Here is a 21,601-nt window from a genome sequence, read left to right as displayed (position 1 = left end):
GACAATGGGTCTGTTCAACGCACACGCCGTGGCGCAGCAGCGCGCCGACCGCATCACCGCCCTACTCCACAGCCTGGTCGACGGCAACCTCGATGTCGCCATCGGCGAAGCCCCAGCGCCCGGCTACGAGCGCCTCTACGATGGCCTGCGCAGTGTGCAGCGCGCCCTGCGCGAGCAGCGCGCGGAGCTGGCGCAGAACGAAGCGCTGGAGGCGGGGCTCGCGGAGATGACCCGCCAGCACGAGCTGGGCTGGATCGACGAAGTGATCCCGGTCGACAAGCTCGCCGGCCGCCCGGCGCGCATCGCCAAAGGCATCAATGACCTGGTCGCCGCGCACATCGCGGTGAAAATGAAAGTGGTCGCCACCGTCACCGCCTACGGCAAGGGCGACTACTCGGTGGAAATGGACCGCCTGCCGGGCAAGAAAGCCATCATCACCGAGGCTATCGATGGCATGCGCGCCAGCCTCAAGGCCAACGCCGACGCAGCCGAATACAATGCACGGATCAAGAGTGCGCTGGACAACGTTTCGGCCAACGTGATGATCGCCAACAACGACCTCGACATCATCTACATGAACCGCACCGTCAGCGAGATGCTCAGCCGCGCCGAGGCAGACATCCGCAAGCAGTTGCCGAACTTCAACGCCAGCCGCCTGATGGGCGCCAACATCGACATGTTCCACAAGAACCCGGCGCACCAGCGCAACGTGCTGGCGCACCTCTCCGCGCCGCACAAGGCCGAGCTGAGCCTTGGCGGCCGCCGCTTCGCCCTGGACGTGGTGCCGGTGTTCAACGACGCCGGGGAGCGCCTGGGCTCGGCCGTGCAGTGGACCGACCGCACCGAGGAATACCGCGCCGAGCAGGAAGTCTCGCAACTGGTGGAAGCTGCGGCCGCCGGCGACTTCAGCAAGCGCATCGAGGCCGCCAACAAGGAGGGCTTCTTCCTCAAGCTGGCCACCGGCCTGAACAGCCTGGTGGATACCGCCGACAAGGGCCTGCGCGACGTCACCCGGATGCTGAGCGCGCTGTCCCAGGGCGACCTGACCCAGCGCATCGAGGCCGACTACCAGGGCACCTTCGGCGAGCTCAAGGACTACTCCAACGAAACCGCGCTGAGCCTGTCGCGCATGCTCGGGCAGATCCGCGAGGCGGCCGACACCATCCACACCGCCGCCAGCGAGATCGCCAGCGGCAACGCCGAGCTTTCCACCCGCACCGAGCAGCAGGCATCGAGCCTGGAGGAAACCGCCTCCAGCATGGAAGAACTCACCAGCACGGTGAAGCTCAACGCCGAGAACGCGCGCCAGGCCAACTCGCTGGCGGTGAATGCTTCGGAAGTCGCCACCGAAGGCGGCAGCGTGGTGCAAAAGGTGGTCGGAACGATGTCCGCCATCAACGAATCGGCACGCAAGATCGCTGACATTATCGGGGTGATCGACGGCATCGCCTTCCAGACCAACATCCTCGCCCTCAACGCCGCGGTGGAAGCCGCCCGCGCCGGTGAGCAGGGCCGAGGCTTCGCGGTGGTCGCAGGTGAGGTGCGCACCCTGGCGCAGCGCTCTGCCGCTGCCGCCAAGGAGATCAAGACGCTGATCAACGACTCGGTGGACAAGGTCGAGAACGGCAACACCCTGGTGGCCCAGGCCGGCCAGACCATGAGCGACATCGTGATAGCGATCAAGCGCGTCACCGACATCATGGCCGAGATCGCCGCGGCAAGCGCCGAGCAGAGCAGCGGCATCGAGGAAGTGAACGGCGCCGTGTCGCAGATGGACGAGATGACCCAGCAGAACGCCGCGCTGGTGGAAGAGGCGGCAGCCTCCGCCGAGGCCTTGCAGGAACAGGCCGGGCTGCTCAACCAGTCGGTCTCGGTGTTCAAGCTCGACACCTCGGCCACTGTGGTGCCCCTGGCCTCGGCCCGCCCGGCGCGGACCGAAGCCCCCGCCCACGCCTCCCGCGCCGCGCGGGGCCTGGCCAAGGCGGTGCGCGCCAAGGGCAAGGAAGAGGATTGGGAAGAGTTCTGATCGGGCGGGGCTAAGGGATTGCGGCGGCCGGAGCAATGGGAGGGCCGGCCGCCGCGCGCGGACCAGGGATGGTCACCGATGGACGCTCGATGCCGTTCCCTGCTTCATGCCCCAATCCATCGCGACGATCCCTGCGCCGGCCTGGCAGGACTGGTGCCTTCGCAGGACGGGTGGCGCTCCTCCCGCAGAGGCGGCGCGAAACCGTTCCGCAATGACTGGGGTTCTCACGCAATCCGTACACCTGCGAGACCAACCGATGCCGATCACGCTGCCGGCCCCCGGCCACGAATTCCTCTACACCCGCCGCGACTTCCTCAACGTCCGCGAGCGGCTGTATCGACACGCCGGCATCAGCCTCTCGGAGAACAAGCAACAGCTCGTCTACAGCCGGCTCTCACGGCGGCTGCGCAGCCTGCGCCTGGGCAGTTTCGCCGAGTACTTCGCCTACCTGGAGCAGCACGACGAAGAGTGGCAGCAGTTCGTCAACGCGCTGACCACCAACCTCACCGCATTCTTCCGCGAGCGGCACCATTTCGAACACCTGGCGCGCTTCGCCGGCGAGCGACTGCGCGACCATAGCCCGCTGCGCGTGTGGTCGTCCGCCTCCAGCACCGGCGAGGAGCCCTACTCCATCGCCATGACACTGGTGGACGCGCTGGGCAGCTTCAATCCACCGGTGCAGATCCTCGCCTCGGACATCGACACCGGCGTGCTCGGCTGCGCGCGCCAGGGCATCTACCCGCTGGAACGCCTGGAAGCCCTCAGCGCCGCGCAGAAACGGCGCTTCTTCCTGCGCGGCACCGGCGCCAACGCCGGCAAGGCGCGGGTGGTGGCAGAACTGCGGCAACTGGTGGAGTTTCGCCAGATCAACCTGCTCGATGCGAACTGGGGCATCGCCGGCGGGCTGGACGCGATCTTCTGCCGCAACGTGATGATCTACTTCGACAAACCCACCCAGACCCGCCTGCTCGAACGCATGATCGGCCTGCTGCGCCCCGGCGGGCTGCTGTTCGCCGGACACTCGGAGAACTTCGTCCACGCCAGCCAGCTGGTGCGCTCCATCGGCCGCACCACCTACCAGGCGGCGAGGTCCGGCTGACATGAGCGCCGCGCTGGACGCCTTCAACCGCTACCACGATCCGCGCTTCGACATGGACGCGGTGAAGCTGCTGCCCGGGGAATGCTTCGTCACCGCCGAAGAACTGGTGATCGTCACCGTGCTCGGCTCCTGCGTCTCGGTCTGCCTGCGCGACCGCGGCAGCGGGCTGGGCGGCATGAACCACTTCATGCTGCCCGGCGACACCGGCACCCGCAGCCTGCTGTCCAGCTCCGGGCGCTACGGCGTACACGCGATGGACCTGCTGATCAGCGAACTGGTGCGCCGCGGCGGCCAGCGCCGGAACTTCGAGGCCAAGGTCTTCGGCGGCGGCTCCGTACTGCAGAACCTCAGCGCCGACGTCGGCCAGCGCAACGTCGAATTCGTCCTCGACTACCTGCGCACGGAAGGCATACCGGTGCTTGCCCAGGACCTGCTCGACGTGCATCCGCGCAAAGTCTACTTCTTCCCCGGCAGCGGCCGGGTGCTGGTACGCAAGCTGCGGGTACTGGCCAACGATACCCTGCTGCAGCGCGAGCGGCAGTATCGCCAGCAACTGGTCCGCCACTCGCGCGGCGGGACCATCGATCTGTTCTGAAGGAGAGTGCCATGCCGGTCAGGGTTCTGGTGGTCGACGATTCGGCGCTGGTGCGCAGCCTGCTCAAGGACATCATCCAGGGCGACCCGGAACTGCACCTGGTGGGCTGCGCGCCCGACGCCTTCGTCGCCCGCGACCTGATCAAGCAGCACGCGCCGGACGTGATCACCCTCGACGTCGAGATGCCGCGCATGGACGGCCTGACCTTCCTCGACAAGCTGATGAAAGGCCGGCCGACGCCCGTACTGATGATCTCCTCGCTGACCGAGAAAGGCTCCGAAGCCACCCTGCGCGCCCTGGAGCTGGGCGCCATCGACTTCATCGCCAAGCCGCGCCTGGGCATCGCCGAAGGCATGCAGGCGTACACCGAGGAAATCCGCGCCAAGCTCAAGACCGCCGCCCGGGCCCGCCTGTTGCGCCCGCGCGGCGACGCCGCGCCAGCCCCCTGCAGCAACATCGTCCCGCTGCTGAGTACCGAGAAGATCATCGCCATCGGCGCCTCCACCGGCGGCACCGAAGCGATCAAGGAAGTGCTGCTGGGACTGCCGCCGAACTGCCCGGGAGCCGTCGTCACCCTGCACATGCCGCCCGGCTTCACCCGTTCCTACGCCGAGCGCCTGGACCGCCAGACCCGCCTGTTCGTGCGCGAAGCGCGCGACGGCGACCGTATCCTACCCGGGCACGTGCTCATCGCCCCCGGCGATTACCACCTCGAAGTGCAGCGCAGCGGTGCCAACTACATCGTCCGCCTGCAGCACGACGCGCCGGTCAACGGTCATCGACCGGCGGTGGACGTGATGTTCAATTCCCTCGCCCGCTGCGCCGGGCGCAACCTGCTGGCGGCGCTGCTCACCGGCATGGGCAAGGACGGCGCGCGCGGTTTGCAGGCCATCCGCCAGGCCGGCGGCCACACCATCGCCCAGGACGAAGCCAGTTGCGTGGTCTACGGAATGCCGCGCGAGGCGGTGGAGCTGGGAGCGGCCAGGGAAGTGCTGCCGCTCGACCGGATCGCCGCCGCCCTGCTGCAGCAGGCGCGGCAGAGCGGCAGCGGGAACCGCGTCTGACATCGCGCGGAAGCCGAAGCTCGCGCAGGCGAGAATCCCAGTACTGACTAGACTCTTGGGTCAGGAGTGTGACGCCAAAATACTGGCGCACCAACATCAAATTGGTTTGATTGTGCCCGTATACAAAATGCACAATTGCGCTTTCGCCAAAAGACCGGCACACGGCGGGCGACAAGGGGAAACGGGATAGCCATGGCGGCAAGATGGGGGTTGCGCGGTAAATCGGTGGTGGCATTGCTCATCGCCTGTCTCCTGGCGCTGGTACCGGCGATTCTGCTGGGCTGGAAGGCAATGGAGGACATCCGCACACACTTCGGCCTCGCGTTCGCGAGGAATTTCACACTGCTCAACCAGCAGAAGATCATCGCACCGGTGATCCGCGAGCTGGCGCTTTCGCGTCGGCTGGCCGAGTCCGTGGTGACACAGGACTGGATGCTCGCCGAGAACGATCCGGCCCGCCGCTCGCTGTTCTTCCGCGAAGCAGACGGCTACCGCGCCGACCAGCGCAACTACTCCTACTTCGTCGTGGTGGACGCCTCCCGCCATTACTATTTCAACGACTCCAGCTCCCCGCTCTCCAATTCCCCGCGCTATACCCTGAGCGAAAACGATCCGCAGGATCGCTGGTATTTCGACACCCTGGCCCGCGACGAGAACTACAACATCAACGTCAACTACGACGCCAAGCTCAAGGTCACCAAGGTCTGGTTCAACATGGTGGTGCGCGCCGGCAACGAAAAGGTCGGCCTGGCCGGCGGCGGCCTGGACCTCACCGAATTCCTCGACCAGTTCATCTCCCGCCGCGAAGCCGGCGTGACGCCGATGATCATCGACCCCGAAGGCGCCATCCAGGCGCACCCCGACACCAGCCTGATCGCCTATTCCTCCGGTGCCGGGGCCAAGGTCCAGCACCGCGTGTTCGACCTGCTCGGCAACGACCAGGACCGCACCGCCCTGCGCCAGACCATGCGCCAGGCCGAATCCAACCCCGGCGAGGTCGAAACGCTCTGGGCCACGCTGGACGGCAAGCAGCAACTGCTGGCGATGGCCTACATCCCGCAACTGCGCTGGCACGTGCTCAGCGCCATCGACCTGCACGCCGCGCAAGTGCTCGACAGCCGCTGGATATGGCCCCTGGCCGGCACCCTCGCCGGCCTCATGGCCCTGCTGCTGCTCGGCTTCGCCTACATCGTCGACCTGCTGGTACTGAGCCCTCTGCGCGGCCTCAAGCAATCGGCCAAGGCCATCGCCGCCGGCCAGTACGACAGCCCGCTGCCGCGCACCCGCCCCGACGAGATCGGCGAGCTTTCCTCCGCCTTCGCCAGCATGGCCGACCAGGTGCGCCGCCACACCGAGGAACTCGAAGACAAGGTGCGCCAGCGCACCCAGGCCCTGGAAACCGCCAACCGCGAAATGGCCGCCGCGCAGAAGAAGATCGGCGACTCCATCGACTACGCCAGCCTCATCCAGCGTGCCATCCTGCCCGACCGCCAGTTGCAGGCCTCCCTCGGCGAGCACCACTTCATCCTGTGGAAACCGCGCGACGTGGTCGGCGGCGACTTCTACATCTACCGCGAAGGCCCGCACGACAGCCTGATCGGCGTGGTCGACTGCGCCGGCCACGGCGTTCCCGGCGCGCTGATGACCATGCTCGCGCTGGCCGCCATCGACCACGCCATCGACAGCATCCAGAGCCACGACCCGGCGGCCATCCTGCACGAGACCGACCACGTCATGCGCGGCATGCTCGGCCAGGACCAGGTTGCCCAGTCGCTGGCCACCAACATGGACGCGGGCCTGGTGCGCGTGGACCACGGGCGCCGCCTGCTGCACTTCGCCGGCGCCAAGATTTCCCTGTTCGCCAGCGACGGCAACGACGTGCGCGAATACAAGGGTGCGCGCCGCGCCATCGGCGACAAGCGCCAGGGCAGCTATCAGGATGAAGAAATCCCGATGGAGGCCGGCTGGACCTACTACCTGTGCACCGACGGCTTCCTCGATCAGGCCGGCGGCGAGCACGGCTTCGGCTTCGGCAACAGCCGCTTCGCCGACATGCTGCGCAACCACGCACGCCGACCGCTGGCCGAGCAGGCGGACGTATTCGCCGCTACCCTCGCCCTGTATCAGGGCGAACTGCCGCAGCGCGACGACATCACCATCCTCTCCTTCCGATTCGACTAGGAGTATTCCATGGAATCGCTAGATCTGTTGGCCATGCGCGAGAGCTACACCCGACAACGCATACTGCTCTGCTTCAACGGCCCCATCTCGCGCAGCCTGATCGAGGAAATCGGCCATGCCCTGCGCAACTACATGCAGGCCGAACAGGCGCATCCCAGCGAGGCGATGGACGTCTTCGCCGTCTACATCGAAATGACCCAGAACATCCGCCACTACGCCTCCATGCGCGGCTACGGCGAGCAGGATGCCTCGGCCACCGTCGCCATCGCCCGCGACGACGAAGGCCACTACATCGTCTCCGCCGGCAACCTCGTCGAACTGGAAGATGGGCGCAGCCTGGTGCGCAGCATCGAAGACATCGCCGGGCTGGACAAAGCCCAGCTCAAGGCCGCCTACAAGGAGCAATTGCGCCGCCCGCGCGATGCAGAAGCCTCCAGCGGCGCAGGTCTCGGCCTGCTGGACATCGCCCGCAAATCCAGCGCACCGCTCAAGACCTCCCTCACCGTACAACCCGATGGCCGCGCCTTCTTCAGCCTGCGCGCCGTGATCTGACCCGCGAATTCAGGAACACCCAGCCATGAGCGAACTCCATATCACAGGTACCCAGTCCACCCCATCGATCCACGGCGACTGGCAGGCCGGCATCCTCGCAATGCAGGGCGACTCCTATCCGGAAAACTCCTATGAACTGTTCGGCCAGGTAATCGAATGGGTCGAGCGCTTCCTCGCCCAGGAACAACGCCCGCTCACCCTCGACCTGCGGCTGCTCTACCTCAATACCAGCTCGATCAAGGCGATGATGGACATCTTCGACCTGCTCGAAGAAGCCCATCGCAACGGCCGCGCCACCCATGTCGCCTGGCACTACGACCGGCGCAACGAGCGCGTCGCGGAACTGGCCGAAGAATTCCGCGAAGACTGTACCTTCCCGTTCGTCATCCAAGCCTACGACGAGTAAGAGCCATGACAAGCGAGCGCGAGCTGGACCTGCTGATCGAAGAGCTGCTGGCTGATCGGCAATACGACGGACATCCCCTGCGCGAGGCGTTGTACCTCAAGCACCAGCAGTCCCTCGACCAGCTCGCGCGCCTGGAGCGCATCGCGCGGATTTCCGACGGTTTCCAGTCGATGGCCCGAGCGCAGAACTCCACGCTGTCCGAGCGCTACCACAAGCAACTCCGGCAACTGGAAAAGGTTGCGCGCATCTCTGATCGCTACCAGGACATGATGCGCGACCTGAACCTCGCGCTGAAGGAAGCTTCCACCCACGACACGCTCACCGGCATCGCCAACCGCCGCCTGCTGATGGAGCGCCTGCGCGAAGAGAGCGAACGCGCCCAGCGCCGCAACGAGCCCTACGTGCTGGCCATGCTCGACGTCGACCGCTTCAAGCAGGTCAACGACACCTGGGGCCACGAAGTGGGCGACCGCGTGCTGGTGGAAATCGGCCGCGCGATGGAAGCCGCCCTGCGCCAGTACGACCTGTGCGGCCGCTGGGGCGGCGAGGAATTCCTTCTCATCCTCCCGCAAACCCGCCTGAGCGACGCAGCCGCCATCATCGAGCGCGTGCGCAGCGACATCCGCTGCCTCGCCGTGCGCATCGGCACCGAAGCCCTGTCGGTCACCGCGAGCTTTGGCGTGGCCGAGCACAAGCCCGGCGAAACCTACTCGCAAACACTCAGCCGCGCCGACGCAGCCCTGCTGGAAGCCAAGCGCAGCGGACGGGACAAGTGCGAATTCGCGGCGGTATGACCTCCGCCGCGCTACAGCACCTGCGCCGCACCCTCATCGAGCTGAGCCTCGACCGCGTCGCCGGCAACCCGTTCGACAACGCCCTGGAAGTATTCGGCCAGCCGCGCGAACGCCTGAACCTCGTAGTGCTCGGCACCAATGGCAACGGTACCGACATGACGCGCAGCAACGCCCAATGGCTGGACATGCGCGCCGAAACCCCCGGCTATTGCCATCTCAGCCACGGAGACTGGGGCCGCTCACGCCTGCAGCCCGAACTGCGGCGGCTGCCCGAGGTACTCAACCAGAGCCTCGGCGAAAGCCGCTTCGCCCTGCCGCGCACCATCTTCGGCAACGCATTGCTGCTGGCCTCCGAAGGTGTGGCCGACATCCCCCGGCAAGTCCAGCGGCACATCGCCGCCGGCGGCCCGCATCCGCACCTGAACAGCCTGCTCAACGCCTCCCTGCGCTTTCTCGAACACGGCACCCTCGCCCTTTGCCAGCCGGACGTACTGTTCGTCTACGGCAATGCCGAAGACCGCTCCGCCTGGGCCTACCTGCGCCGCCATTTCCCCCTCTGCAGCGAAGGCCCGCGAGTCGCCATTCGCGGCGCCCGCGCCTACAAATTCTGCCGCCTGCGCATCGGGCAGCGGAGCATTCCGGTCATCGGCTCGCCCCACCTGAGCTACGCCTACAACCGCCTCGACGCGCAGCGGATCGGCCAGGGCTTGCAGGCCCTGGGCGTTGGCTGAACAGTCTCGCGCACTGGCATCCGCCTGCCTTTCCCTCTATGGTCGGCACATCGCCGCAGAAGGAAGCAGCATGGCCAGCCGAACCCCCGCCCCACGCCAGCAGACGCACCTCGCAGTCCTGATCGACGCCGACAACGCCCCCGCAGCCATTGTCGAAGGGCTCTTCGAAGAAATCGCCAAGTACGGCATCGCCAGCGTCAAACGCATCTACGGCGACTGGACCAAACCGCAACTGGGCAAGTGGAAGCAGGTGCTGCTCGACCACTCGATCCAGCCCATGCAACAGTTCGCCTACACCAGCGGCAAGAACGCCACCGACAGCGCCCTGATCATCGACGCGATGGACCTGCTCTACACCCGCCGCTTCGACGGATTCTGCCTGGTCTCCAGCGACAGCGACTTCACCCGCCTGGCCGCCCGGCTGCGCGAAGAGGGCCTCACCGTCTACGGCTTCGGCGAAGAGAAAACCCCCAAGCCCTTCGTCTCCGCCTGCGACAAATTCATCTACACCGAAATCCTGCGCGCCAGCCCCGAGGCAGAACCGGCGCCCAGCAGCGAAAAATCCACAGCCGCCAATGTCGAAGAAGCTCCCAAGCCAGCCGCAAAACCAAAGCCGCAGAAAGTCCCGCTCGACTTCATCGCCAAGGTCCTCGACGACATCGCCGACGAAGACGACGACTGGGTCCACCTCGGCGCGCTCGGGCAGAACATCAGCAAACTGCGCCCGGCATTCGACCCGCGCCTGTACGGTTTCAAGAAACTCAGCGACCTGATCAAGGGGCACCCCAAGCGCTTCGAACTCCAGGCGCGCGGAGCCACCAACGGCGGCAGCAAGGACTTCTATGTACGCAATGCCGGCATTGCCCGCTGAACCAGGAGCCAGCAGCATGCCCCGCTTCCTCCTCGCCGCGCTCATCCTGCTGCTCGGTGCCGGCACCGCCCATGCCGGAACGATGCGTTGCGGCACCGGCCTGATCAACGAAGGCGACCCGATGGACGAGGTGCTCGCCAAGTGCGGGCAGCCGGCCAAGCGCGCCGTCACCCCGCCCACGCCAGCCCGCCGAGGCGCAGATGGCCGCTACATCCCCGGCGACCCGCAACTGGAAACCTGGATGTACGGCCCCGGCAACGGCGCCTATCGCTACCTGTATTTCCGCGACAACATCCTGCAACTGATCAAGACCACGCGCAGCGAAGAGCTCTGATGCGCCCCCTGCTACCAACGGCGCGCTACCCATCGCGCCGTCGGCTCCCTAGACTGGGCGCTTTCGCCAATCCGGAGGGCACATGCCAGCCACCTTCAACTTCACCCTCGGCGCCGACCCGCAGGCGCGCGATGTGGTCGCCCAGGGCCTGCTTACCTACAACCTCGAACAGATGGGCCGCAGCAACGTCTACGACAACTTCGAGCTGTACGCCCGCGACGCCGACGACGAAGTGGTCGGCGGCATGTTCGGGCACTCCGGCATGGGCTGGCTGTACATCGACTACCTGTGGCTGCAGAGCGGCCTGCGCGGCGAGGGCCTGGGCGCCGAACTGATCGCCCGCGCCGAAGACGAAGCACGCCGCCGCGGCTGCCTTGGCGTCTTCCTCTACACCTACAGCTTCCAGGCACCGGGGTTCTACGAGAAACAGGGCTTCGAAGTCATGGGCATACTGGAAGACTGCCCGCCGGGGCATCAGCGCATCTACCTGAAGAAGCGGTTGGGCTGACCGCCGCTGCCACCTGCCTCTGCGCCCGTAGAGCGAAACAGCGGGCGCAGCGCCAACCGCGCTCTTGCAGGATGAGGTGGAGTGCAGCGATCCCCATCTGCGGTGCGCCGGTGTGCGTGGAGGCAACGCAGAAGCACCCAGGCAGGTCCTCTCCTACAGGAAATCCAGAAACCTCCCCGCTTGCCGGCAACCCGGCGCATCCCTATCCTGCGGCGGTCACGGTCAATCCCGTGAACTGGGTTTGGCGACTCAGAGCTAGTAGGCGCGATAGCGCCAGCACGGTGCATACGAAAACAGCGTACGTTTTCGTAGGCCCCCGCACGATTGCAGAAAACTCTGCAACGCTTAATGGCGGATCGCGCGGGGAGACCTTCGGGTCTGCCGGTGCCTACTAGCCGGTTCGCCAACCCCGCGCGGTCTGCCACCCTTCGTTTGGCGACAACTGGTGGCAGCTCTTATCGACTAGTAGGAGTTCCACCATGCACGACGCATACACCCCAACCTTCTTCACCCGCTACAACCGCCCCCTGCGCGGCGTAATGATCGACAACCAACCCTCGTTCGCCGCCCACGACATCGCCCGCCTGCTTTCCTTCCGCTATCCCCACAGCATCCACCACCGCTTCTTCTCCCACGAAGTCCGAACCATCCGCCTCGCCTACAGCACCGGCAGCGAGGAAGAGGTCGTCATGCTCAGCGAAGCCGCGCTTTACAAGGCGCTGGTCCGCTTCGGCCACCCGGAACTGGAATCGCTGGATCGCTGGCTGACGCAGGACGTGGTCCCGACGTTACGCGACGAACACGCGCCGCAAACCAACGCGCCCACGCGAGTGATGCTGACGTGGGAAGCGAAGCGGCTGATGCTGCTGAACTGGCAGGGAGCGCTGTGGCTACGCTGGGAGGAAATGCCAAAGGTACTCGCGCCCGCGCATTGAAACTCATGGCGGCAGCATGGGTATCGCTGCGCTCCACCCATCCTGCGATGGAGATTTCGCCGGTACCGCCGGGGGGCAATTGGCATATTTGCAGGATGGATGGGGGGCGGTGAAACCTATCGCGCAAAGGCTTCAGCTACCCCGCCTCCCAGCGCCCGCGCCACCAATGAAAAAGGCCGGTCACTGGACCGGCCTTCTTCATTCACTCAATCGCCATCAGCCATTGCTGGGGAAGGCGAACTGTGCAGCTTCGTGCGATTTGCGCTGCGGCCAGCGCTGGGTGATGGCCTTGCGCTTGGTGTAGAAGCGCACGCCGTCCGGGCCGTAGGCGTGGAGGTCGCCGAACAGCGAACGCTTCCAGCCGCCGAAGCTGTGGTAGGCCACCGGCACCGGCAGCGGTACGTTGACGCCAACCATGCCGACTTCGATCTCGTCGCAGAACAGGCGGGCCGCTTCACCGTCGCGGGTGAAGATGCAGGTGCCATTGCCGTACTCGTGGTCGTTGATCAGCTGCATGGCTTCTTCCAGGCTGTTCACGCGCACGATGCACAGCACCGGGCCGAAGATTTCTTCCTGGTAGATGGTCATGTCCGGTGTGACCTTGTCGAACAGGGTGCCGCCGACGAAGAAGCCGTTCTCATGACCGGCGACCTTGTAGTTGCGGCCATCGACCAGCAACTGGGCGCCTTGCGCGACGCCGCTGTCGATGTAGCCGGTGACCTTGGCCTGGGCTGCGCCAGTGACCAGCGGGCCCATGTCCAGGCCACAGGAGGTGCCGGGGCCGATCTTCAGGGCCTTGATCTGCGGAACGATTTTCTCGACCAGCGCGTCGCCGATCTGGTCGCCCACACAAACGGCTACGGAGATGGCCATGCAGCGCTCGCCGCAGGAGCCGTAGGCCGCACCCATGAGGGCGCTGACGGCGTTGTCCAGGTCGCAGTCGGGCATCAGAACCGCGTGGTTCTTGGCGCCGCCCAGGGCCTGGACGCGCTTGCCGCGCTTGGTGCCTTCGCAATAGATGTATTCGGCGATCGGGGTCGAGCCGACGAAGCTCAGAGCCTTCACTTCCGGAGCCTCGATCAGCGCGTCCACGGCGGTCTTGTCGCCGTGCACCACGTTCAGCACGCCCTTGGGCAGGCCGGCTTCCTCGAAGAGTTCGGCGATCAGCAGGGTGGAGCTCGGGTCACGCTCGGACGGCTTGAGGATGAAGGTGTTGCCGCAGGCAATGGCCAGCGGGTACATCCACAGGGGCACCATGGCCGGGAAGTTGAACGGGGTGATGCCGGCGACCACGCCGATCGGCTGGAAGTCGCTCCAGGCGTCGATGTTCGGGCCGACGTTGCGGCTGTATTCGCCCTTGAGGATTTCCGGGGCGGCGGTGGCGTATTCCACGTTCTCGATACCGCGCTTGAGCTCACCGGCGGCGTCTTCGATGGTCTTGCCGTGCTCTTCGCTGATCAGCTGGACGATGCGCTGCTCGTTGGCTTCGAGCAGTTGCTTGAAGCGGAACAGCACCTGGGCACGCTTGGCCGGCGGGGTGTTGCGCCAGGCCGGGAAGGCGGCCTTGGCGGCGTCGATGGCCTGCTGGACGGTTTCGCGGCTGGCCAGCGGGACCTTGCGGATGGCTTCGCCGGTGGACGGGTTGAAGACGTCGGCGGTGCGGCCGGTGTCGGCGATCATTTCGCCGCCGATCAGGTGCTTGACGGTGCTCATGGGCTGTCTCTTCTCGCTGAAAGTGCGGGGTGGGGCTCGCGCAGAGCCTCTCTCCCTGGCCCTCTCCGTGAGGGGAAAGGGGATTGTTCGGTGTGAGGCGCGGGCCGGGAGGCACGCCGGCAGTCACTCTAAGGTGAGTTGTTCCGGCATGCCTTCCCGCGTGCACGCGCACTCAGTGGCTGTGCGGGTGGCCGTCGTGCTTGAGCTCGATCTCGATGAAGGCCACTTCGTGATCGCATGGGTTGATCACGTTGTGCTCGGTACCGATCTGACGGGTGTAGCTCTGGCCCAGGACCAGCGGCGCTCGGCGCTCGCCTTCTGGAGTTTCCAGCAGCAGTTCGCCGCCGGTGACCGGAACCACGACGTATTCCATGCCGTGGCGGTGCCAGCCGGTCTCGGCACCGGGGGCGAAGCGCCACTCGGTGACCAGAACCTTGTCGTTGTCGATCTGTACCGTCGGGACGGCCTTCGGACGCGCGCTCACTCAGGCCACCCCGTTCAGGGCATCGCCGACGGCGCTGAACAGGCGGTCCAGATCCTCGGGCTTGGCGTTGAAGGTCGGGCCGAACTGCAGGGTGTCGCCACCGAAGCGCACGTAGAAGCCTTGTTTCCACAGCTTCATGCTGGCCTCGAACGGACGCACGATGGCGTCGCCGTCGCGGGCGCCGATCTGGATCGCACCGGCCAGGCCGCAGTTGCGGATGTCGACGACGTTCTTGGCGCCCTTCAGGCCGTGCAGGGCCTTCTCGAAATGCGGAGCCAGTTCCAGCGACTGCTGGATGAGGTTTTCCTTCTCCAGCAGGTCCAGCGCGGCAATACCGGCTGCGCAGGCGACCGGGTGCGCGGAATAGGTATAGCCGTGGCCGAACTCCACTGCATATTCCGGCAGTTGCTGGCCCATGAAGGTGTCGTAGATTTCGCTGCTGGCGATTACCGCGCCCATCGGGACGGCGCCGTTGGTGACCTGCTTGGCGACGTTCATGATGTCCGGGGTCACGCCGAAGAACTCGGCACCGGTGGCCTTGCCCATGCGGCCGAAGGCGGTGATCACTTCGTCGAAGATCAGCAGGATATTGTGCTGGTCGCAGATTTCGCGCAGGCGCTGCAGGTAGCCCTTCGGCGGTACCAGTACGCCGGCGGAACCGGACATCGGCTCGACGATGACGGCGGCGATGTTGGAGGCGTCATGCAGCTCGATCAGCTTCAGCAGTTCGTTGGCCAGCTCGACGCCGCCGGTCTCGGCAGCGCCCTTGGTGAAGGCCAGGCCCGGCTGCAGGGTATGCGGCAGGTGGTCGACGTCCATCAGTTGGCCGAACATCTTGCGGTTGCCGCCAATGCCGCCCAGGGCGGTGCCGGCGACGTTCACGCCGTGGTAGCCACGGGCGCGGCCGATCAGCTTGGTCTTCTGCGCCTGGCCTTTGATGCGCCAGTAGGCACGGGCCATCTTGATGGCGGTGTCGGCGCACTCGGAACCCGAACCGGTGAAGAACACGTGGTTGAGGTTGCCCGGGGTCATGTTGGCGATCTTCTCGGCCAGCTTGAAGGACAGCGGGTGGCCGTACTGGAAGCCCGGGGAGTAGTCGAGGGTACCGATCTGCTTGGCGACAGCGTCGGCGATTTCCTTGCGCGAGTGACCGGCACCGCAGGTCCACAGGCCCGACAGACTGTCGTAGATCTTGCGGCCCTGGTCGTCTACCAGCCAGCTACCTTCGGCGGCAACGATGATGCGCGGATCCTTGTGGAAGTTGCGGTTGGCGCTGAAGGGCATCCAGTGGGCCTTCAGGTTGAGTTCGCTGGCCACCGACGGGGTGACGTTCACTTGCTGGTTCATGGAGCTTGTCCTCGAAGACAGTCTTGTTGGGCGCGCAGGCCACGTCGTGCCTGGTGCGATCAGCCTAGATTGGGCCTGACTTAACGTGAGTTAAAGCTTATTCTTCTCACGTTCAGTTTCGAATCGGTAAAACAAAAATGGCAAAACCCCGCGCTCCATCCCTGGGTCAGGTCAGCGACTTCGAGATCCGCCTGCTGCGCATCTTCAAAACCATAGTCGAGTGCGGCAGCTTCTCGGCGGCGGAAAGCACGCTGGGCATCAGCCGCTCGGCGATCAGCCTGCACATGGGCGACCTGGAAAAGCGCCTGGGTATGCGCCTGTGCCAGCGTGGCCGCGCGGGCTTCGCGCTGACCGACGAAGGGCGAGAGGTGTACCGCGCCACCGGTACCCTGCTGGCGGCGCTGGAAGGCTTTCGCGCCGAGGTGAACGAGCTGCACCAGCACCTGCGCGGGGAGCTGAACATCGGCATCATCAACAATCTGGTGACGCTGCCACAGATGCGCATCACCCACGCGCTGCGCGCGCTGAAGTCCACCGGGCCAGGCGTGCGGATCAATATCGGGATGACCACACCCAACGAGATCGAGCTCGGGGTTCTCGACGGACGGCTGCATGTGGGCGTGGTACCGCTGATCAGCCCGCTGTCGGGGCTGGAGTATTCGGCGCTGTACGAGGAGCGCTCGCTACTGTTCTGCAGCCGCGAGCACCCGCTGTTCGGGCGTGACGACGCGACCATCACAGTGGAGGAAATCCACACCTGCGACGCCGTGGCTCCGAGCTACCGCCTGCCCGCCGACGCCCAGGAACGCCACCAGGAACTGACCGGCAGCGCCGGCGCCTCGGACCGCGAAGGTCTGGCCTTCCTGATCCTCACCGGCAGCTACATCGGCTACCTGCCCGACCACTACGCCGCCGACTGGGTCGCCCAGGGCAGCATGCGCGCCCTGCGCCCGGAGCGCTTCTTCTACGACATCCCGTTGACGGTGGTGACCCGCAAGGGCCGCCGGCCGAACCTGGTGCTTGAGCGGTTCCTGGAGGCGGTGGCGGAGAGTTGCTGAGCCAACTGACTTCCAGGATGAATGCCATCCTACATGGCTGATCGGGTGGCCCTATAAAGAGCCGCGTGCACCGAACAAGCCACATTCTGCCTATCCAATTTGTCGCCCCAGCCACCAAAAATCCTATAGCCCCACCCTTGCAGCCCGCAGGCCGCGGGCTTGGCGTGGGCGCAGTTTTTCCCTAGCCAGCGACTACAAAAAACATAATTTCGCTAATCCCAGCCTCTGAACAGAATGCGGCCAACACCTCATCGCAAGCCGCAACAAGAACAAACGTGATCAGAGTCTGAGGAAGCAAGCCATGACCGACCTGAATCCAGGCGCCTTCGGCAAGAAGTCGCTTGATAACCTGGAAATCGACACGCTGGTCGTTGGCGCCGGACAAGCCGGCGTGGCCATGAGCGAGCACCTGACCGCCCTTGGCGTGCCGCATATCGTGCTGGAGAAGAACCGCATCGCCGAAGCCTGGCGCACCGGTCGCTGGGATTCGCTGGTGGCCAACGGCCCGGCCTGGCACGACCGCTTCCCGAACATGGAATTCCCGGTCGGCCCGGACGAGTTCCCGGCCAAGGATCAGGTGGCGGAATACTTCGTCGCCTATGCCAAGCAGTTCAATGCGCCGATCCGCACTGGCGTGGAAGTGAAGAAGGTCACGCGCAACGAAGGCCGCCCCGGCTTCACAGCGGAAACCTCCGAAGGCACCCTCCAGGCGCTGCGCATCGTCTCCGCCACCGGCCCGTTCCAGCGCCCGGTGATCCCGGCCATCGCGCCGAAGAGCGAGAGCGTGCAGCAGATTCACTCGGCCCACTACTACAACCCGCAGCAACTGCCCGAAGGTGCCGTGCTGGTGGTGGGCGCCGGTTCTTCCGGCGTGCAGATCGCCGACGAGCTCAATCGCGCCGGCAAGAAGGTCTTCCTGTCGGTGGGCGCCCATGATCGTCCGCCGCGCTCCTATCGCAATCGAGATTTCGTCTGGTGGCTGGGCGTGCTCGGCCTGTGGGACGCAGAAGAGGTGCAGCCGGGCCGCGAGCACGTGACCATTGCCGTGAGCGGTGCCCGTGGCGGCGAGACCATCGACTTCCGCCGCCTGGCCAACGAGGGCATCACCCTGGTCGGCCTGACCAGAATGTTCGCGGACGGCAAGGTGAGCTTCCAGGACGACCTGGTGGCGAACCTGAAGGCAGGCGACGACAACTACCTGAGCCTGCTGGACGCCGCCGATGCCTACATCGAGCGCAACGGCCTGGACCTGCCGGAAGAGCCGGAGGCCCGCAAGACCTACCCGGACGCCGAGTGCATCCGCAACCCGATCCTCGAACTGGACCTCTCAGAGGCCGGCATCACCTCGATCATCTGGGCCACCGGCTACGCCGTGGACTTCGCCTGGCTGCAGGTGGATGCCTTCGACGACAAGGGCAAGCCCAAGCACCAGCGCGGCGTATCCCGCGAGCCGGGCGTGTACTTCGTCGGCCTGCCGTGGCTGTCGCGCCGCGGGTCGTCGTTCATCTGGGGTGTCTGGCACGACGCCAAGCACGTGGCCGGCCACATCGCCACCCAGCGCAAATACGCCGAATACCAGGATGCTTCGCAGCGCGAAGCCTCCGTACAAAAAGCCGCTTCCTGGGAGTAAGAGATGCCTACCCACACTCGCATCCGCATGTTCAACACCAAGGACACCTACCCGAACCAGACCCTGGACAACGACCTCTGCCAGGCCGTGCGTGCCGGCAACACAGTGTACGTGCGCGGCCAGGTCGGCACTGATTTCGAGGGCAACCTGGTAGGGCTGGGCGACCCGCGCGCCCAGGCCGAGCAAGCGATGAAGAACGTCAAGCAACTGCTGGAAGAAGCCGGTAGCGATCTGTCGCACATCGTCAAGACCACCACCTACATCATCGACCCCCGCTACCGCGAGCCGGTGTATCAGGAGGTCGGCAAGTGGCTTAAGGGCGTGTTCCCGATCTCCACCGGCCTCGTCGTGTCGGCCCTCGGCCAGCCACAGTGGTTGATGGAAATCGACGTCATCGCGGTGATCCCGGACTGAAAGCCATTGCGCCAGGCCAGACTGCGTCGGGAGCGGATGGAAAGATGCCTATTTGCCATAGCAGACTTCCCGTCCGGCCCCTTGCCTGGCCGGCGCTCCTGACGCTTTCGCAGCATTGCGATGAGGCGGCGACGCAGGATTTCCCTGCCTCGCCGTTTTGTCGTTTACACAAGATTGATTAAGGAGCTCCCATGACCTTTTCCATCGTTGGACGCTGCGCCGAGACCGGCCAGCTAGGTATCGCCATCAGCTCCTCGAGCATTGCCGTGGGCGCCCGTTGCCCGTGGGTCCGTGCCGGTGTCGGCGCGGTGGCGACCCAGAACGTGACCCTGCCGGCCCTCGGCCCGCAGATTCTGGACAACCTCGAAGCCGGCCTCGACCCCGCCGCCGCACTGGACAAGGCATTGTCGAGCAACGGCTACAGCCAGTACCGCCAGGTAACGGTGATCGACCAGCACGGCAAGGTGGCGCTGTTCACCGGCAGCGAGGCGCTGGGCATCAACCACGCGGTGGCCGGCGAGAACTGCGTGGCGGCGGGCAACCTGCTGTCGTCTCCCGCGGTGATCGAGGCGATGGCCCGCGCCTTCGAGGGCGCCGACGGCTGCCTGGCCGATCGCCTGCTGGCAGCCATGCAGGCGGCGATGGCCGCCGGTGGCGAGGCCGGCCCGGTGCATTCGGCGGCGCTGAAGGTGGTCGGCGACCTGGTCTGGCCGATCATCGACCTGCGGGTGGACTGGGCGGACGAGGCACCGATCGATGAGCTGGAGAAGCTCTGGGTCGCCTACAAGCCGCAGATGCAGGATTACCTCACCCGCGCCCTCGACCCGACCAAGGCACCGAGCTACGGTGTGCCCGGCGACGAGTAGCGCCATGCCCGCAGGAGCGGACTCCGCCCTGGCGGTCGCTCCTGCACACGAGATTTGAAGCAGGACCCAGCCATGCCTACCAGCCGTGAAATCCTCGCCCAACTGATCGCCTTCGATACCGTCAGCCGCAACTCCAACCTGGCGCTGATCGAGTACATCCGCAGTTACCTCACCGAGCAGGGTGTCGACTGTGAGCTGTTCTTCGACGACGCCGGACGCAAGGCCAACCTCTACGCCACTCTCGGCCCGCGCGACCGCGGCGGGATCTGCCTGTCCGGGCACACCGACGTGGTGCCGGTGGACGGCCAGGCGTGGACGGTCCCGCCATTCGAACTGACCGAGCAGAATGGCCGCCTGTACGGCCGCGGCACCGCCGACATGAAGGGCTACATCGCCTGCGTGCTGGCGGCGGTCCCGGCGTTCCTCGCCCGGCCGCTGCGCCTGCCGGTGCACCTGGCGTTCTCCTATGACGAGGAAGTCGGCTGCCTGGGCGTGCGCTCGCTGATCGCTGCGCTGGAGCAGCGCGAGCACAAACCGCTGGTGTGCATCATCGGCGAGCCCACCGAACTCAAGCCGGTGCTCGGCCACAAGGGCAAGCTGGCCATGCGTTGCCAGGTGCACGGCGCGGCCTGTCACTCGGCCTATGCGCCGCAAGGCGTGAACGCCATCGAGTACGCGGCGAAGCTGATCGGACGGCTCGGCGAGATCGGTGCCGCCCTGGCAGCCCCGGAGCGCCACGACGCACGCTTCGATCCGCCGTACTCCACGGTGCAGACCGGCGTAATCAGCGGCGGCCGCGCACTGAACATCGTGCCCGCCGAGTGCCAGTTCGACTTCGAGGTCCGCGCGCTGCCCAGCGATGATCCGCAACAGGTCGCCGATGACCTGCGCGAATATGCCGAAGCCGAACTGCTGCCGAAGATGCGCGCGGTGAAGGCCGAAGCGGATATCCGCTTCACGGCGCTGTCCGCCTACCCTGCACTGGCCACCGATCCGCAGGCCGAGGCAGCCGGGCTGATTGCGCAGCTCACCGGCTCGCGGGAGTTTTCCACCGTCGCCTATGGCACCGAGGGCGGGCTGTTCGACCAGGCCGGCATCCCTACCGTGGTCTGCGGCCCCGGCAGCATGGAGCAGGGCCACAAGCCCGACGAATTCGTCAGCGTGGAACAACTGGCCAGATGCGACGCGATGCTGGCACGCCTGGCGGAGTGGCTGCGCGGGTAAGCATGGTGCCCCCGCGGTTCTGCGAAGACGGAAGCCCCCAGGGACAGTGCAGGCAGAACCCCGGCCTCACTGTCGCCCCCTCTCAGGCAAACGCCGCGCGCAGCTCCGCCATGCTCGCGAAGTAGTGCGCCGGACCTTCCGCCAGCAACTCTTCACGGCTGCCAAAACCATAACCGACACCGGCAGCCGACAACCCGTTGCGATGCGCGCCGATCAGGTCGTGCTTGCGATCGCCGATCATCAGGGTCTGCCCAGGGTCGAGCTTTTCGATGCCCAGCAGGTGTTCGATCAGTTCGACCTTGTTGGTGCGGGTGCCGTCCAGCTCGCTGCCGTAGATCACCTTGAAGTGCCGGGCGAAGTCGAAGTGACGGGCGATTTCGGCGGCGAAAACCGTCGGTTTGCTGGTGCAGATGTACAGCGTGCGGCCCTGGCCGGCGAGCAGTTGCAGCAGTTCGCCGACGCCGTCGAACACCTTGTTCTCGTACAGCCCGGTGTCCTTGAAGCGCACGCGGTAGTGGTTCACCGCTTCCCAGGCACGCGCCTCGTCGAAGTCGTAGGTGCTCATGAAGCACTGCAGCAACGGCGGGCCGATGAAGTGTTCGAGCTGGCGCAGGTCCGGCTCGTCGATACCGAGCTGGGCGAGGGCATACTGGATCGAACGGGTGATGCCTTCACGCGGGTCGGTGAGGGTGCCGTCGAGGTCGAAGAGGATGTTCTGGTAATGCATGGGGCGGACTCCGGCCACGAAAGTCGGGCGGCAAGGATACTG

At 65.7% G+C, this 21,601-nt stretch carries 22 protein-coding genes; 18 read left to right on the top strand and 4 right to left on the bottom strand.

Going from position 1 to position 21,601, the window contains the following annotated elements; genetic code table 11:
• Positions 1-4: 4 nt before the first annotated feature.
• The 13 genes from OU419_RS00720 to OU419_RS00660 all read left to right on the top strand — a co-directional run bounded on the left by OU419_RS00720 (position 5) and on the right by OU419_RS00660 (position 12,096).
• Positions 5-2,026: a methyl-accepting chemotaxis protein gene (locus OU419_RS00720; RefSeq protein ID WP_254469813.1), complete on the top strand. Its 2,022-nt coding sequence runs from the start codon at positions 5-7 to the stop codon at positions 2,024-2,026.
• Positions 2,027-2,282: 256 nt separating this feature from the next.
• A complete protein-coding gene (locus OU419_RS00715) occupies positions 2,283-3,125 on the top strand; it encodes a CheR family methyltransferase (RefSeq protein WP_254469812.1) in 843 nt (280 codons plus the stop codon).
• Position 3,126: 1 nt separating this feature from the next.
• A complete protein-coding gene (cheD, locus tag OU419_RS00710; protein WP_254469811.1) occupies positions 3,127-3,720 on the top strand; it encodes a chemoreceptor glutamine deamidase CheD in 594 nt (197 codons plus the stop codon).
• An 11-nt stretch (positions 3,721-3,731) separates the two neighbouring features.
• Positions 3,732-4,784 (top strand): protein-glutamate methylesterase/protein-glutamine glutaminase, encoded by a 1,053-nt coding sequence (locus tag OU419_RS00705; RefSeq protein ID WP_254469810.1) that lies wholly within the window; start codon positions 3,732-3,734, stop codon positions 4,782-4,784.
• 192 nt (positions 4,785-4,976) lie between these two features.
• Complete coding sequence (siaA, locus tag OU419_RS00700) at positions 4,977-6,965, top strand: biofilm regulation protein phosphatase SiaA (RefSeq protein ID WP_254469809.1); 1,989 nt, start codon at positions 4,977-4,979, stop codon at positions 6,963-6,965.
• Between the two features lie 9 nt (positions 6,966-6,974).
• Positions 6,975-7,517, top strand: a complete 543-nt coding sequence (gene siaB, locus OU419_RS00695; RefSeq protein ID WP_254469808.1) for a biofilm regulation protein kinase SiaB — start codon at positions 6,975-6,977, stop codon at positions 7,515-7,517.
• A 25-nt stretch (positions 7,518-7,542) separates the two neighbouring features.
• On the top strand, positions 7,543-7,923 hold the full coding sequence (gene siaC, locus OU419_RS00690; RefSeq protein WP_254469807.1) for a biofilm regulation phosphoprotein SiaC: 381 nt from the start codon (positions 7,543-7,545) through the stop codon (positions 7,921-7,923).
• A gap of 5 nt (positions 7,924-7,928) precedes the next feature.
• Positions 7,929-8,717, top strand: coding sequence for a biofilm regulation diguanylate cyclase SiaD (gene siaD / locus OU419_RS00685; protein WP_254469806.1), 789 nt, complete (start codon positions 7,929-7,931; stop codon positions 8,715-8,717).
• Positions 8,696-9,448, top strand: a complete 753-nt coding sequence (locus OU419_RS00680; protein ID WP_254469805.1) for a hypothetical protein — start codon at positions 8,696-8,698, stop codon at positions 9,446-9,448. The genes siaD and OU419_RS00680 overlap by 22 nt, the downstream gene beginning before the upstream one ends.
• Positions 9,449-9,518: 70 nt before the next feature.
• Positions 9,519-10,319, top strand: a complete 801-nt coding sequence (locus tag OU419_RS00675; RefSeq protein ID WP_254469804.1) for an NYN domain-containing protein — start codon at positions 9,519-9,521, stop codon at positions 10,317-10,319.
• Between the two features lie 16 nt (positions 10,320-10,335).
• The gene (locus OU419_RS00670; RefSeq protein WP_254469803.1) at positions 10,336-10,653 is read left to right on the top strand and encodes a DUF2845 domain-containing protein; all 318 of its coding nucleotides are present in this window, start codon (positions 10,336-10,338) and stop codon (positions 10,651-10,653) included.
• Between the two features lie 82 nt (positions 10,654-10,735).
• Positions 10,736-11,161, top strand: coding sequence for a GNAT family N-acetyltransferase (locus tag OU419_RS00665; RefSeq protein ID WP_254469802.1), 426 nt, complete (start codon positions 10,736-10,738; stop codon positions 11,159-11,161).
• Between the two features lie 479 nt (positions 11,162-11,640).
• Positions 11,641-12,096: a BRO family protein gene (locus tag OU419_RS00660; protein ID WP_254469801.1), complete on the top strand. Its 456-nt coding sequence runs from the start codon at positions 11,641-11,643 to the stop codon at positions 12,094-12,096.
• Between the two features lie 216 nt (positions 12,097-12,312).
• Here OU419_RS00660 and OU419_RS00655 read toward each other — a convergent pair whose 3' ends face one another.
• The 3 genes from OU419_RS00655 to OU419_RS00645 form a co-directional block, all read right to left on the bottom strand.
• On the bottom strand, positions 12,313-13,809 hold the full coding sequence (locus tag OU419_RS00655; protein ID WP_254469800.1) for a CoA-acylating methylmalonate-semialdehyde dehydrogenase: 1,497 nt from the start codon (positions 13,807-13,809) through the stop codon (positions 12,313-12,315).
• 172 nt (positions 13,810-13,981) lie between these two features.
• Positions 13,982-14,293, bottom strand: a complete 312-nt coding sequence (locus tag OU419_RS00650) for a cupin domain-containing protein (protein ID WP_254469799.1) — start codon at positions 14,291-14,293, stop codon at positions 13,982-13,984.
• The gene (locus OU419_RS00645) at positions 14,294-15,640 is read right to left on the bottom strand and encodes an aspartate aminotransferase family protein (protein ID WP_254469798.1); all 1,347 of its coding nucleotides are present in this window, start codon (positions 15,638-15,640) and stop codon (positions 14,294-14,296) included.
• Between the two features lie 137 nt (positions 15,641-15,777).
• Here OU419_RS00645 and OU419_RS00640 point away from each other — a divergent pair, with 137 nt between their 5' ends.
• From OU419_RS00640 to argE, 5 genes are all read left to right on the top strand, one after another.
• A complete protein-coding gene (locus OU419_RS00640; protein ID WP_254469797.1) occupies positions 15,778-16,698 on the top strand; it encodes a LysR family transcriptional regulator in 921 nt (306 codons plus the stop codon).
• Positions 16,699-16,999: 301 nt separating this feature from the next.
• Positions 17,000-18,328, top strand: coding sequence for a flavin-containing monooxygenase (locus tag OU419_RS00635; RefSeq protein ID WP_254469796.1), 1,329 nt, complete (start codon positions 17,000-17,002; stop codon positions 18,326-18,328).
• Positions 18,329-18,331: 3 nt separating this feature from the next.
• Positions 18,332-18,742 carry a RidA family protein gene (locus OU419_RS00630; protein WP_207884764.1) on the top strand — a complete coding sequence of 137 codons (411 nt, stop codon included), beginning with the start codon at positions 18,332-18,334 and terminating at the stop codon, positions 18,740-18,742.
• 191 nt (positions 18,743-18,933) lie between these two features.
• On the top strand, positions 18,934-19,608 hold the full coding sequence (locus OU419_RS00625; protein ID WP_254469795.1) for a DUF1028 domain-containing protein: 675 nt from the start codon (positions 18,934-18,936) through the stop codon (positions 19,606-19,608).
• 72 nt (positions 19,609-19,680) lie between these two features.
• On the top strand, positions 19,681-20,832 hold the full coding sequence (gene argE / locus OU419_RS00620; protein WP_254469794.1) for an acetylornithine deacetylase: 1,152 nt from the start codon (positions 19,681-19,683) through the stop codon (positions 20,830-20,832).
• 82 nt (positions 20,833-20,914) lie between these two features.
• On the opposite strand, the gene OU419_RS00615 is transcribed toward argE, so the two are convergent.
• Entirely contained in the window at positions 20,915-21,559 is a 645-nt protein-coding gene (locus OU419_RS00615; RefSeq protein ID WP_254469793.1) for an HAD family hydrolase, read from the bottom strand.
• Between the last annotated feature and the right edge of the window lie 42 nt (positions 21,560-21,601).

The sequence above is a fragment of the Pseudomonas triclosanedens genome (assembly GCF_026686735.1).
Lineage (GTDB): Bacteria > Pseudomonadota > Gammaproteobacteria > Pseudomonadales > Pseudomonadaceae > Pseudomonas > Pseudomonas triclosanedens.
Note: the sequence above shows the minus strand (reverse complement) of the source record. Positions and strands in the feature narration are given on the sequence as shown.

Coding starts and splice junctions, on each gene's coding strand:
- OU419_RS00660 (WP_254469801.1), top strand. CDS start 11,641: ATGCACGACGCATACACCCCAACCTTCTTCACCCGCTACAACCGCCCC.
- OU419_RS00635 (WP_254469796.1), top strand. CDS start 17,000: ATGACCGACCTGAATCCAGGCGCCTTCGGCAAGAAGTCGCTTGATAAC.
- siaD (WP_254469806.1), top strand. CDS start 7,929: ATGACAAGCGAGCGCGAGCTGGACCTGCTGATCGAAGAGCTGCTGGCT.
- OU419_RS00645 (WP_254469798.1), bottom strand. CDS start 15,640: ATGAACCAGCAAGTGAACGTCACCCCGTCGGTGGCCAGCGAACTCAAC.
- OU419_RS00705 (WP_254469810.1), top strand. CDS start 3,732: ATGCCGGTCAGGGTTCTGGTGGTCGACGATTCGGCGCTGGTGCGCAGC.
- siaB (WP_254469808.1), top strand. CDS start 6,975: ATGGAATCGCTAGATCTGTTGGCCATGCGCGAGAGCTACACCCGACAA.
- OU419_RS00655 (WP_254469800.1), bottom strand. CDS start 13,809: ATGAGCACCGTCAAGCACCTGATCGGCGGCGAAATGATCGCCGACACC.
- OU419_RS00670 (WP_254469803.1), top strand. CDS start 10,336: ATGCCCCGCTTCCTCCTCGCCGCGCTCATCCTGCTGCTCGGTGCCGGC.
- cheD (WP_254469811.1), top strand. CDS start 3,127: ATGAGCGCCGCGCTGGACGCCTTCAACCGCTACCACGATCCGCGCTTC.
- OU419_RS00720 (WP_254469813.1), top strand. CDS start 5: ATGGGTCTGTTCAACGCACACGCCGTGGCGCAGCAGCGCGCCGACCGC.
- OU419_RS00665 (WP_254469802.1), top strand. CDS start 10,736: ATGCCAGCCACCTTCAACTTCACCCTCGGCGCCGACCCGCAGGCGCGC.
- OU419_RS00630 (WP_207884764.1), top strand. CDS start 18,332: ATGCCTACCCACACTCGCATCCGCATGTTCAACACCAAGGACACCTAC.
- OU419_RS00625 (WP_254469795.1), top strand. CDS start 18,934: ATGACCTTTTCCATCGTTGGACGCTGCGCCGAGACCGGCCAGCTAGGT.
- OU419_RS00615 (WP_254469793.1), bottom strand. CDS start 21,559: ATGCATTACCAGAACATCCTCTTCGACCTCGACGGCACCCTCACCGAC.
- argE (WP_254469794.1), top strand. CDS start 19,681: ATGCCTACCAGCCGTGAAATCCTCGCCCAACTGATCGCCTTCGATACC.
- OU419_RS00640 (WP_254469797.1), top strand. CDS start 15,778: ATGGCAAAACCCCGCGCTCCATCCCTGGGTCAGGTCAGCGACTTCGAG.
- OU419_RS00675 (WP_254469804.1), top strand. CDS start 9,519: ATGGCCAGCCGAACCCCCGCCCCACGCCAGCAGACGCACCTCGCAGTC.
- siaA (WP_254469809.1), top strand. CDS start 4,977: ATGGCGGCAAGATGGGGGTTGCGCGGTAAATCGGTGGTGGCATTGCTC.
- OU419_RS00715 (WP_254469812.1), top strand. CDS start 2,283: ATGCCGATCACGCTGCCGGCCCCCGGCCACGAATTCCTCTACACCCGC.
- siaC (WP_254469807.1), top strand. CDS start 7,543: ATGAGCGAACTCCATATCACAGGTACCCAGTCCACCCCATCGATCCAC.